The sequence below is a fragment of the Actinoplanes sp. NBRC 101535 genome (assembly GCF_030269225.1).
Taxonomy (GTDB): domain Bacteria; phylum Actinomycetota; class Actinomycetes; order Mycobacteriales; family Micromonosporaceae; genus Actinoplanes; species Actinoplanes rectilineatus.
Window position 1 is genome coordinate 508314 of record NZ_BSSY01000005.1, and the last position, 12041, is coordinate 520354.

Genomic DNA, 12041 nt, shown 5'->3' on the forward strand with positions numbered 1-12041 from the left:
GAACACCGAGAACACCGAGAGGATCCCATGAACGACATCCAGCACCGCCGCGGAGCGGGCACGGCACTCGTCGCCGCCGGTGGCGTCTACTTCGCCGCCGAGTTCGTCGCCGCGGCGGCGTGGTCGGATCCGGCGTACAGCTACACCCACCATTTCATCAGCAACCTCGGGGTGCACGGGCCACTCACCGCATTCGGCCAGTACATGTACTCACCGCTCGCCGCCGTGATGAACGCCGGGTTCTTCCTGCTGGGAGTCGCCACCCTGATCGGCGTGAGCATGCTGCGGGGGCTGCCGGCCGGGCGGCGTACCGCGCTGGTCACCACGGCGGCGGTGCTGGCGGCCGGCATGGTGCTGGTGGCGGCGTTCCCGGGGAGCGGGGACGACGGCACGACCGACTTCCACGGGCTGGGCGCGCTCCTCGGGTTCGTGTCGTGCAACGTGCTGTCGGTGCTCCTCGGCCGATCGCACCGGTTCCTCGGGGTCTCCCCCACGCTGGGCCGGGCCCTGGTGCTGTTCGGCGTCCTCGGGCTGGCCTCGATCGGCGCTTTCGCGGGAACCCTCGCCTCCGGGGCCGGCATCCTGATCGGGCTCGCCGAACGCGGCATCATCTATCCGTTCCTCGTCGGCCTCATCCTGCTGGGCTCGACGCTGCTGAGGCCGGTCCGCCGGGACGCGGAAGCGCCGATGGCGGCACGGACACTCCGCGGCTGATACGTCCGGCGGGCTCGGTCGGCTGTTCGGGCCATCTTTGCCACAGGTGCTTGAGCGGCCGACCGGCCTACCGATTAGCGGACCCGTCAGCGACACGATGGGTAACTGGAGGACTGCAATGAGTAACAACTTGACGAAGCTGGTGGCGTCGGTGGCCTCGGGTTCCGCTCTGGCCCTGTGCACGGACGCCCCGGGCACGAGCCGCGAACTGCGTCGCCGCCGCGAGCACCACCGCAACAGCGTGACCGCCGTGGTTCCGGCCCCCAGCCGCTCGGGTGCCGGCGTGCGACCGGAGTCGGGGCGCGCCACCCACGCTACCGCCGTGACAGTCGGACCGACCCGCCCCCTGTCGGGCGTCGTGCGCCGCCGGGCACGCTGACGGTCATCCCATATCGGGTACGCACCGAAGCACCATCCCCGCACTCCCGGCATCAAGCCCCTGAACCCGTGACGCCCCGAGTCCCCACGTCGCGGCTCGTCACGGCACCGCAGCTCGTCGCGAAGGTGGACGGCGCTCCCGCAGCAGCCACGCCTCCCCGGCCGGCACACCACACCGATCCCCGATCCGGCCGCACGACTCCGAGCCGGATCCGGGCGCACGACATCGCACCGGGTCAGGACACCGGACAGCCGTCCTCCAGGTAGACCGCCGTGTTCTCGGCGCGGGCCCGGACCGCGGCGACCACCCGGCGGGCCAGCAACGCGGAGAGCCGCTCACCGGCCTCCCGCTCGGTGCACCAGGCCCATCCGCGCAGTTCCGCGGGCGGCAGCCGGATCGCCGCCACCTGCTCCGGCGGCAGCACACCACCGTCGAAGATCAGCATCAGGCCCTCGGTGCGGTCCGGTCGCGGCGGCACCCAGTCGGTCACCAGGAGCCGGCCCGGATACACCGGCAGCCCCAGCTCCTCGTCGATCTCGCGTACCACGGCCGCACGCGGTGACTCGTCCGCCTCGACCGTGCCGCCCGGAACCTCCCAGTAGTCCTTGTACGTCGGCTCGACCAGCAGCACCCGCCCCCGGTCGTCGCAGAGCAGGATCCCGGCGCCCATCCGCTTGCGGGGCAGCGTGGCCGTGAAGTCCGGATTCGTCACCGGCCCAGGCTATCGACCGCCCGCACCGCTCAGCTCCCGCCGCGAGCCGCGAGCCGCGAGCCGCGAGCCGCGAGCCGCGAGCCGCGAGCCGCGAATACGTTCCGCAGTCAGGGCACGAGGCCCGCATGGAAACCTCCGGCCCCTGGACACCCCAAATCACCACACCTGCAGCGGGTGTGGTGACTACGGGCGTCCTGGGCGCCCCAAATCACCACACCTCCAATGGGCGTGGTGACTACGGGCGTCCTGGGCGCCCCAAATCACCACACCTCCAATGGGCGTGGTGACTACGGGCGTCCTGGGCGCCCCAAATCACCACACTCGCAGTGGGCGTGGTGACTACGGGTGCGCCGGGCGCTTGAAGCTGCCACGCGGACACCGACTGCGAAACGTGTCCAGCAGCGAGTGGCGAGCACGGCCAGACGGGTAGCAGCGCCGCGCGAGTAGGCGCCCCCGGGCAAAGGCGTCCCGCAGACAGGCGCCCGGCAGACAGGCGCCCCGCGGGAGGCGAGCGGATGGGCGGGGCCACAGAGCGGTCACATCCGAGGGCAGGATGGGACGGGTCGGATTTCGGCGGGGGCTGCCGCCGACTCGTACCGCAGAAGCAAGAGTGCGGGAACCGCCTGGAGCAAGTCCGTCACAAGGTGGAAACGCGATGGCTCTTTCCTGGAGATCACTTCCCGTGGCAGGATTGGATCCAATCTTGGCGAGATCGTATGCCGCCGATGTGAAATGAGATCCCGGGAGGCTCTGTGCTCAAGCCTGAGGAGAACGAACGCGTCACCCGCAGCGGGCCGGGCACGCCGCTCGGCAAGTTGATGCGCGCCTACTGGCAGCCCGCCGCCCTGGTCTCCGAGATGGCGCCGGAACGCCAGGTCAAGCCGGTCCGGCTACTCGGCGAGGACCTGGTGCTGTTCAGGACCGAGGACGGCGGCTGGGCCCTGGTCGGCCGGTTCTGCGCGCACCGCGGTGTCGACCTGGCGTTCGCCCGGCACGAGAACGACGGCCTGCGCTGCCTCTACCACGGCTGGCTCTACGGCGCGGACGGCCAGTGCAAGGAGCAGCCGGCCGAGCCCGCGCACAGCCGGTTCGCGCAGCGGATCCGGATCCCCGCCTACCCGTGCGTCGAGCGCAACGGCATCGTCTTCGCCTACCTCGGTGAGGGGGACCCGCCGCCGTTCCCGGCCTACGACGCGTTCACCGCACCGGCCCAGTACACCTTCGCCTTCAAGGGCATGTGGGAGTGCAACTGGCTGCAGGGCCTCGAGGGCGGCATCGACCCGAGCCACGTGAGCTTCCTGCACCGGTTCATCGACGAGGATCCCCGCGAGGTGTACGGCCAGCAGTTCAGTGAGATCGTCGAAGGCACCGACCAGAAGCTGTCGAAACTCGTCGGCGACTCCTACCGGCCGGACATCGAGGTCGAGGAGGCCGAGCACGGTCTGCGGGTCTACGCGCTGCGGCAGCTCACCGAGGACGTCAAGCATGTCCGGATCACCAACCTGGTGTTCCCGAACGCGTTCGTGGTGCCGTTCGGCAACTCCAAGGTCTTCATCCAGTGGCACGTGCCGGTCGACGACTTCACCCACTACTGGTACATGATCTTCTACGACTTCGCCGAGGAGACCGACCAGGCGACCCTGCTCGAGCAGCGTCTCAAGGAGGTGTCGCTGCCGGACTACCGGCCGTTGCGCAACCGGGAGAACAACTGGGGTTACGACCCGTCCGAGCAGAAGAACCTGACCTACACCGGCATGGGCCTGGACATCAACGTCCACGACCAGTGGGCGGTGGAGAGCATGGGCCGCATCCAGGACCGGACCACCGAGCGTCTGGGCGTCTCGGACCGGGCGGTGACCGCGAACCGGCGGATGCTGCTGCGGGCGATCGAGTCGTTCGAGGCGGGCGGGGCGATCCCGGCGCATCCGGTCGACGACGAGTCGGCCGCCGCGCTGACCGGCCCGCTGGCGGTGGACACCATCGCGCCGACCGCCGACTGGGAGGCCACCTGGCGACGCCGCGAGGCCGAGCGCCGGGCCGAGTCTCCCTGGGCAGGGGAGAAGACGCATGCCGAGCGTTGACGAGCGGGCCGTCGCCGAGGGCGGCGGCGGGTGGGACGCCCGGCCGATGCTGGCGTCCGAGCGCGGCGGGTTCATCGACCGGCACGACCTGTGGAGCCAGGCGCAGTACGCCGCGGCCGGCCAGGTTCGCCGGGTCATCGACGAGCTGGGCCTGGAGCTGATCCGGTTCTCCTTCGCCGACCAGCACGGGGTGCTGCACGGCAAGACGCTGACCCGGCTGTCCGCGCCGGCCGCGTTCCGGGACGGTCTGACCGCGCCGAGTTCGCTGCTGCTGAAGGACTCGTCCGGGCGGTCGGCGCTGCCGGTGTTCACGCCGGACGCGGAGCAGGGGTTCGCCGGGGCGGGTGACATCGTGATGGTGCCGGACCCGACCACGTTCCGGGTGCTGCCGTGGGCCGAGAAGACCGGCTGGGTGCTGTGTGAGCTGCGTTTTCCCGACGGTTCACCGGTGCCGTACTGCACCCGGTCGATGCTGCGCGGACAGCTGGCGCAGCTCGGAGATGCCGGCTACGACATGACCGTCGGCGTGGAACTCGAATTCCACGTCTTCCGCGCCACCGAGAGCGCACTGACACCGGACCGCACGGGGGCACCCGGCGCACCCGGACGGCCGCCGGCGGTCGGGCCGCTCACCAGCGGCGCGCAGCTGCTCCACGAGGAGGGCCTGGACCGGGTCGACGACGTGGTCCAGCTCCTGCAGCGCGGACTCAACCGTCTCGATCTGCCGCTGCGGTCGATCGAGTTGGAGTTCGGCGCCAGCCAGCTGGAGATCACCCTGCAGGCGAGCGGCGCCGCCGAGGCCGCCGACCAGGTGGTGCTGACCCGCTCGGCGATCCGGCAGCTGTGCCGCAGGGCCGGCTATCACGCGACGTTCATGTCCCGTCCGGCCGGTACGGCGACCGCGTCCACCGGCTGGCACCTGCACCAGTCGCTGCGGGAGCGGGCGACCGGGCGGGCCGCGTTCGAGCCGGGCGCGGACGAGACGCTGATGTCCAGCACCGCACGGCACTGGCTGGGCGGTCTGCTGGCGCACGCCCCGGCCGCGGCGGCGTTCACCACGCCGACGGTGAACGGGTACAAGCGGTATCTGCCGTACTCGCTGGCCCCGGACCGGGTGCTGTGGGGCGCGGACAACAAGGGCGCGATGGTCCGGGTGGTCAGCGGGCGGATGGAGAACCGGTCGGGTGAGCCGGCCGCGAACCCGTACCTGTACGTCGCTTCGCAGGTGGTGAGCGGGCTGGACGGCCTCAAGCGCGGGATCGACCCGGGGCCGCCGACGGAGAACCCGTACGCCTCGGACGCGGTCCGGCTCCCCCAGTCGCTGGGTGCGGCGATCGACGAGCTGGCGAAGGACACGGCGTTCGCGGACGCGTTCGGCAGCCAGGTGATCGACTGGTACTCCCGGCTGAAACGTGACGAGTTCGCCCGCTATCTGGCGCACGTCTCCGACTGGGAGCAGCGCGAATACTTCGACCTGTTCTGAAGGGATTTTTCGGATATGTCAGCCTTTCTGATCGACGGCGAATGGATCGACCCCGGCGACCGTTCGACCATCCCCGTCGAGGACCCGGCGACCGGCGACGTGATCGCCGAGATCGCCCAGTGCACGGCAGAAGATGTCGATCATGCCGTCACCGCGGCCCTGAAGGCCCACACGGACCGCCGCTGGTCCGGCCTCCCGCCGATCGAGCGCACCCGGATCCTGTCCCGGATCGCCGACCTCATCGAGGAGAACCTCGAGGAGCTGGCCGTCCTGGAGACCCGCGACAACGGCAAGCCGATCGAGCGGTCCCGCGCCGACACCGCCTTCTCCGCCAAGGACTTCCGGCACTTCGCCGGCGCCCCGGGCCGGCTGACCGGCACGGTCGTCCCGATCGACGGCGGCGCCCACCACGTCTACACGGTCCTGGAACCGGTCGGCGTCGCCGCCCTGATCCTGCCGTGGAACTTCCCGATCATGACGGCCGCCCACAAGCTGGCCCCGGCGCTCGCCGCGGGCTGCACGGTGGTGGTCAAACCCGCCGAGCAGACCCCGATGACCATGCTGCGCCTGGCCGAGCTGTGCGAGGAGGCGGGCCTGCCGAAGGGCGTCCTCAACGTCGTCACCGGCGACGGGCGCACCGGCGCGGCCCTGGTCGAGCACCCCGGCGTGGCGAAGGTGTCGTTCACCGGGTCCACCGAGGTGGGCCGCACCGTCATGCGCAACGCCGCGGCGACCACCAAGCGCCTGACGCTGGAGCTGGGCGGCAAGAGCCCGAACATCATCTTCGAGGACGCCGATCTGGAGGCCGCGGTGGCGACCGCGATGCGGGCGTCGTTCGGGCACTCCGGGCAGATGTGTACCGCGGGTAGCCGCATCCTGGTGCAACGTTCGATCCTCGACAAAGCCACGGAAATGCTGATAAATGCAACAAAGCGCGTTCCGGTCGGCAACGGTCTCGACGGCGGCATCTCGGTCGGCCCGCTGGTGTCCGAGGAGCAGCGCCAGATCGTCCTGTCCTACATCGATCAGGGCGTGAAGGACGGCGCCACGGTCGCGACCGGTGGCGACAAACCGGATAGGTCAGGGTATTTCGTCAGCCCCACCCTCTTCACCGGCGTCACCAACGACATGACCATCGCCCGCGAGGAGATCTTCGGCCCGGTCGCCGGTGTCATCGCGTTCGAGGACGAGGACGAGGCGATCGCCATCGCGAACGACACCTCCTTCGGCCTGGCCGCGGGCGTCTGGACCAAGGACCTCTCCCGCGCCCACCGGATGGCCGCGAAACTGCAGGCCGGAACGGTGTGGGTGAACACGTACAACATCTTCGACCCGGCCCTGAGCTTCGGCGGTGTCGGCGACTCCGGCCTGGGCCGGGACCTCGGTGACGAGGCGCTGCACTCGTACTGCGAGCGCAAGGGCGTGGTGATCGCGCTGTGACCGCTCCCCCTTCGCATGACGGGATCCAATTAGATGCCTTTGACATCCAAGCCGGCGCGATGATCCCCCTGGACACCGCCGCGCTGCGGGCCGCCACCCCCGGCACCCGGCACGCCCGGCACTTCAACGCCGCCGGCGCCGCCCTGCCCAGCGAGGCCACCCTCGGCACGGTGATCGAACACCTCCGTCTCGAGGCGCGGATCGGCGGCTACGAGGCCGCGGAGGCCGCCAAGGACCGGTTCGAGAACGTCTACACCCTGGCCGGCCGGCTGCTCGGCGCCGACCCCGCGGACATCGCACTGATGGAGAGCGCCACCGTGGCCTGGCACCGGCTGCTGGACGCGCTGCCGCTGCGGCCCGGCGACCGGATCCTGGCGTCCGCCTCCAGTTACGTCAGTTCGGCGCTGCACCTGTTCCAGCTGCGCGACACCCGGGGCATCGAGATCGAGGTGCTGCCCTGCGGACCGGACGGCGCGGTCGACCTGGAGGCCCTGGAGACCGCCCTGCTGCGGCCCGCCGCCCTGGTCACCGTGGCACACGTCCCGACCTCGTCGGCGCTGATCGAACCGGTCGCCGAGATCGGTGCGCTGACCCGCGCCGCCGGGGTGCCGCTGCTGCTGGACGCCACCCAGTCGCTGGGCCAGCTGCCGGTACACGCCGTGGCGCTGGGCTGCGACATGGTGGTCGGCACCGGCCGCAAGTTCCTGCGCGGCCCGCGCGGCACCGGCCTGCTCTACGTCTCGCCCGCCATGCGGGAGAAGCTGCGCCCGCCGCACCCGGACGTGCGCGGCGCGGTCTGGAACAGCACCGACGGGTTCGAACTGGCCGCGGGCGCCCGGCGCTTCGAGACCTGGGAGACCTCGCACGCGTTGCGGCTCGGCCTGGGCACCGCGCTGGGCGAGGCCCTCGACCTGGGCGTCGAGGCCATCCACCGGCACACCACCGGCTTGGCGGACCGGTTACGCTCGGCGCTCTCCGACATCGCCGGGGTACGCCTGACCGACCCGCCCGCAGGTGGCGGCGCGATCGTCACGTTCGTCGTCGACGGCGAGCAGCCGGTCGCGACGGTCCGGCGGCTGCGGTCGGCCGGTGTGCACCTGACCCAGGTGCCGGCCAGCCACGGGCGCTGGGACCTGCAGCGTCGCGGCCTGGACGCGGTGGTCCGGGCGTCGGTGCACGTCTACAACGACCCCGAGGACGTGCAGACGCTGATCGACACCGTCGGCCGCAAGACCTCCGCACCGGCGTCGCCCGCCCTGCTCACCGCAGGCCCCCGGGCCGACGTGATCGTGGTCGGTGCCGGGGTGCACGGCGCGTCCGCGGCCTGGCACCTGGCCCAGCGCGGGACGAACGTGGTCCAGCTGGAACAGTTCGCCGACGGTCACGTGCAGGGGTCGTCGCACGCGCACATCCGGATGATCCGGCGGGCGTACCCGAACCCGGTCTGGGACGAGCTCGTGGATCGGGCGTACCTGGCCTGGGCGGAGTTGTCCGCGGCGGCCGGGACGCGGCTGCTGACCACGACCGGCGGGATCTACGCGCGGCCGGCCGCGGACGGCACCCCCGGTCTGCGCGGTCCCGGCGTCGAGACGGTGGACGCGGCCCGCGCCGCCGGGATCTTCCCCGGCCTGCGGCTGGGGACCGAGTTCTCCGCGGTGTACGACCCGGCGGCCGGTGTCCTGGACGCGGCGGCCACCATGCGCTCGCTGCGGGAACTCGCCCTGGCCAACGGGGTGGACCGGCGGACCGGCTGCAGGGTCGAGAGCTGGGCGGCCGACGGCGGCGGCGTCACGGTCCGGACCGCCGACGGGGTGCTGCGCGCCGACCGTCTGGTGATCGCCGCCGGGCCGTGGACCGGCTCGCTGGTCCCGGCGCTCGCCGCGCACCTGAACGTGGTCCGGATCGTCAACATTCACATCGGCGCCTCCGACCCGGCCGCGGTGTCGGCACCGCAGCTCGGGCCGTTCTCGGTCGAGGTGCCCGGGGTCGGCCTGCTCTACGGGCTGCCGGCCTTCGACGGCAGCGCCATGAAGATCGGGCTGGACCACGGTCCGGCCGACGACCCGTCGCGTCCGCAGACGCCGGTCACCGCCGCCGAGGCCGCCGAACTGATGGCGCTGGCCCGCCGATTCCTGCCCGCCGCCGACGGTGACGTGGTCGACTCGGTGTCGTGCCGGTACACGATGGCGCCGCGGAACCGCTTCGCGCTGGGAGCGCTGCCCGAGACGCCGCAGGTGCTGGTGGCGGCGGCCTGCTCGGGGCACGGTTTCAAGTTCGGCCCGGCGATCGGCGCGGCGCTGGCCGACCTGGCGCTCGGCAAGCAGCGCCCGGACCTGGATTTCCTCGCCCCCGGCCTGCTGGGCGAGGAATGAGTCAGCCGCGGAACACGGTGGCGGAACGTCGCTCGTACCACCGGGCGAGCTGCTCGCCGGCGCTGATCACGTGCGCCTGCATCTCCCGGCGCGCGGTCTCGACGTCCTCGGTGACCAGCGCGGCGAGGATCCGCTCGTGCTCGGCGAAGTTGTCGTCGCGGTGGCGCGGGTGTTCCTGCAGGACCAGGGCGGAGACGTTGCGCGGGAACGCCTCGTTGATCTCCTTGATCACCCGGGCCAGCCGCTCGTTCCCGGCGATCTCGTGGATCAGCGTGTGGAACCGGTCGTTGGCCGCGTGCGACGCCGCGTTCGGCGGGGCGTCGCCGGGGCGCAGCAGCTCGTTGGTGGCGCGCAACTCGTCCAGCCCGTCGCGGGTGATCCGCCGGGCCACCCGGACGGTGGCCAGGCCCTCGAGTTCGGCGCGAACCTCGTACGCCTCGCGGACCTCCCACGGTGCGGGCACCCGGACGACGGCGCCGCGGTGCGGGACGACCTCGATCAGGCCGCCGGTCTGCAGCTGGCGCAGTGCTTCGCGGACCGGGGTGCGGCTCACGCCGAGGGTCTTGGCGAGCTCGGCCTGCCGTAGCTGGGCGCCGATCGGGATCTCCCCGGACATGATCCGCGCACGGATGGCGGCGGCGGTCTCGTCGACGAGAGCGCTCGATGCGGTGGCGATGACGGCGTCCATGGTGGCCTCGTCTGAAGCGGCGTCGGGGGGAAGCGGAACCAGGCGTCACCTTAGCAAGACGCGTCTCGAAGTGGATGCATCGCTTGCAGATTTTGGATCCAACAACACTTTCTTCGTATCCCTAGATCACCTATGGTCATCCCCAGACGAGAGGAGCCGCTGATGAGCGCGTGCCATACCTCCAGTGACAGCGGAGCGAACGCCCGATCCGTGCGTTCGCATCCCCTCGACCCACCCACCCCCGCCGAGATCGAGCTCGCCGTCGCCGCGGTCCGCGCCGACGGCCGGGCAGGCGTTCGCCCCCGCTTCTGGGGGATCACCCTGGACGAGGCGCACGCCCGCAAGGTCGTCGCCGGGGACGCCTCCGGTGTCCGGTTCGGCCTGGTCGTGATGGCCCCGGGCGCCGGCGCCTGGGAGGTGGACGTCGCGCTCGACGACGCGGGCGCCACCGCCGTCGCCTGGCGTGACGTCGACCCGCGCCGCCCCGGCATCACCTCCGACGAGGCCCGCGCCGCCGCGCAGGCCTGCCGGGAGAGCCCGCTCTTCCAGGAGGTGATGGCCCGCCGCGGCATCCACGACGTGTCGCTGTGCATGGTCGACGCCGAGTCGATGGGCGGCTTCGAGGAGAAGTACGCCGGCCGCCGCGTCACCTGGGGCACGGTCTGGCACCGCACCGACATCGAGGACAACGGGTACGCCCGGCCGGTCCAGGGCGTCGTCCCGATCATCGACATGGCCACCATGGAGGTCCTGGACGTCGAGGACCACGGGGTCATCCCGGTCTCCGAGGAGGCCGGACCGCTCACCACCGGCGCGTTCGGCCCGGACCGCGAGGGCCTCAAACCGCTGGACGTGGTGCAGCCGGAGGGCCCGAGCTTCTCCGTCGACGGCTGGCAGGTCGACTGGCAGGGCTGGAAGTTCCGGGTCGGCTTCACCCACCGCGAGGGCCTGGTCCTCTACGACCTGGAGTTCCAGGGCCGGTCGGTGCTCAAGCGCGCCGCGTGCAACGAGATGTACGTGCCGTACCTGGACTCGAACTCCACCCAGTACCGCAAGAACTTCTTCGACTGGGGCGAGTACGGCGCCGGCCCGCTGACCAACTCCCTCGCCCTGGGGTGCGACTGCCTCGGTGTCATCTACTACTTCGACGGCACCCACCTCGGCGGCTACGGCGACCCGGTCAGCATCCAGAACGCGATCTGCATGCACGAGGAGGACGCCAGCATCCTCTGGAAGCACAACGACCTGCGCCGGGGCGTCAGCGAGGTCCGCCGCAGCCGGCGGCTGATCATCAGCAACTTCCAGACCGTGGCGAACTACGACTACGGCTTCTACTGGACGCTCTACCAGGACGGCCGCATCGAGCTGGAGGTCAAGCTCACCGGCCTGCTGTCCGCCTCCGGCATCGAGGAGGGCGCCGAGGCCCCGTACGGCCGGATCGTGTCGAAGAACGTGCAGACCCCGATCCACCAGCACTACTTCGGCATCCGGCTGGACACCGCGATCGACGGTTCGCTCAACCGCCTGGTCGAGGAGCACGCCGAGGGCGAGAAGGATCCGGCGCTCAACCCGTACGGCAACGCGGTCCGGTACGTCCGGGAGCCGCTGACCGTCGAGGGCGGGCAGCGCAACGACCCGAGCATCGCCCGGCACTGGCGGATCGAGAGCGCCGAGAAGACCAACCGGTACGGCGACCCGACCGCGTACCGGCTGGTCATCCCGAACACCACGCGCAGTTTCGGCCTGCCGGAGTCGGTGATGTCGCGCCGTGCCCCGTTCATCCACCAGCACGTGTGGGCGACGCCGTACGCCGAGGACGAGCAGTTCATCGGCGGCCAGTACCCGAACCACGCCGAGCCGGGCGAGGACGGTGTGCACGTCTGGCAGGAGCAGCAGCGCTCGATCGACGGGGTGCCGCTGGTCGTCTGGCCGGTCCTGGGGGTGCATCACCTGCCCCGCCCGGAGCAGTGGCCGGTGATGCCGGTCGAGGCGATCCACCTGGTCCTCGAACCGGACGGTTTCTTCGACCGCAACCCGGCGCTCGACATCCCGGACCCCGCCGCCGCCCGGGGCAGCGGTAGTTCCTGCTGCTCGTAAGCGTGATCGCCGGCCCGGTCACCCGGGTCGGCGTCATCACCAGTTCACATTCGGGATACACGAACGCGACGCAAG

9 protein-coding genes are annotated in these 12041 nt (G+C 71.3%); 7 read left to right on the forward strand and 2 right to left on the reverse strand.

Annotated elements, in window-relative coordinates; all coding sequences use genetic code 11:
• Positions 1 to 27 precede the first annotated feature (27 nt).
• Both QSK32_RS17335 and QSK32_RS17340 read left to right on the forward strand, forming a co-directional pair.
• Positions 28 to 714 carry a DUF998 domain-containing protein gene (locus tag QSK32_RS17335; protein ID WP_045746500.1) on the forward strand — a complete coding sequence of 229 codons (687 nt, stop codon included), beginning with the start codon at positions 28 to 30 and terminating at the stop codon, positions 712 to 714.
• A gap of 118 nt (positions 715 to 832) precedes the next feature.
• Positions 833 to 1093 carry a hypothetical protein gene (locus QSK32_RS17340; RefSeq protein ID WP_285472522.1) on the forward strand — a complete coding sequence of 87 codons (261 nt, stop codon included), beginning with the start codon at positions 833 to 835 and terminating at the stop codon, positions 1091 to 1093.
• 235 nt (positions 1094 to 1328) lie between these two features.
• Here QSK32_RS17340 and QSK32_RS17345 read toward each other — a convergent pair whose 3' ends face one another.
• Complete coding sequence (locus QSK32_RS17345; protein WP_353050974.1) at positions 1329 to 1805, reverse strand: NUDIX domain-containing protein; 477 nt, start codon at positions 1803 to 1805, stop codon at positions 1329 to 1331.
• Between the two features lie 752 nt (positions 1806 to 2557).
• Between QSK32_RS17345 and QSK32_RS17350 the strand changes: the two genes are divergently transcribed.
• The 4 genes from QSK32_RS17350 to solA are packed head-to-tail and all read left to right on the forward strand — an operon-like array spanning position 2558 to position 9181.
• A complete protein-coding gene (locus tag QSK32_RS17350; protein WP_045746502.1) occupies positions 2558 to 3886 on the forward strand; it encodes a Rieske 2Fe-2S domain-containing protein in 1329 nt (442 codons plus the stop codon).
• Positions 3873 to 5369: a glutamine synthetase family protein gene (locus tag QSK32_RS17355; RefSeq protein ID WP_211275545.1), complete on the forward strand. Its 1497-nt coding sequence runs from the start codon at positions 3873 to 3875 to the stop codon at positions 5367 to 5369. The genes QSK32_RS17350 and QSK32_RS17355 overlap by 14 nt, the downstream gene beginning before the upstream one ends.
• A 15-nt stretch (positions 5370 to 5384) precedes the next feature.
• Positions 5385 to 6809 (forward strand): aldehyde dehydrogenase family protein, encoded by a 1425-nt coding sequence (locus QSK32_RS17360; RefSeq protein ID WP_285472523.1) that lies wholly within the window; start codon positions 5385 to 5387, stop codon positions 6807 to 6809.
• Positions 6810 to 6868: 59 nt separating this feature from the next.
• Complete coding sequence (solA, locus tag QSK32_RS17365; RefSeq protein WP_285472524.1) at positions 6869 to 9181, forward strand: N-methyl-L-tryptophan oxidase; 2313 nt, start codon at positions 6869 to 6871, stop codon at positions 9179 to 9181.
• A gap of 1 nt (position 9182) precedes the next feature.
• On the opposite strand, the gene QSK32_RS17370 is transcribed toward solA, so the two are convergent.
• Positions 9183 to 9869, reverse strand: coding sequence for a GntR family transcriptional regulator (locus QSK32_RS17370; RefSeq protein ID WP_045746505.1), 687 nt, complete (start codon positions 9867 to 9869; stop codon positions 9183 to 9185).
• Between the two features lie 210 nt (positions 9870 to 10079).
• Here QSK32_RS17370 and QSK32_RS17375 point away from each other — a divergent pair, with 210 nt between their 5' ends.
• Positions 10080 to 11966, forward strand: a complete 1887-nt coding sequence (locus QSK32_RS17375; RefSeq protein ID WP_285472525.1) for a primary-amine oxidase — start codon at positions 10080 to 10082, stop codon at positions 11964 to 11966.
• Positions 11967 to 12041 lie beyond the last annotated feature (75 nt).

Coding starts and splice junctions, on each gene's coding strand:
- QSK32_RS17360 (WP_285472523.1), top strand. CDS start 5,385: ATGTCAGCCTTTCTGATCGACGGCGAATGGATCGACCCCGGCGACCGT.
- QSK32_RS17335 (WP_045746500.1), top strand. CDS start 28: ATGAACGACATCCAGCACCGCCGCGGAGCGGGCACGGCACTCGTCGCC.
- solA (WP_285472524.1), top strand. CDS start 6,869: ATGATCCCCCTGGACACCGCCGCGCTGCGGGCCGCCACCCCCGGCACC.
- QSK32_RS17355 (WP_211275545.1), top strand. CDS start 3,873: ATGCCGAGCGTTGACGAGCGGGCCGTCGCCGAGGGCGGCGGCGGGTGG.
- QSK32_RS17340 (WP_285472522.1), top strand. CDS start 833: ATGAGTAACAACTTGACGAAGCTGGTGGCGTCGGTGGCCTCGGGTTCC.
- QSK32_RS17370 (WP_045746505.1), bottom strand. CDS start 9,869: ATGGACGCCGTCATCGCCACCGCATCGAGCGCTCTCGTCGACGAGACC.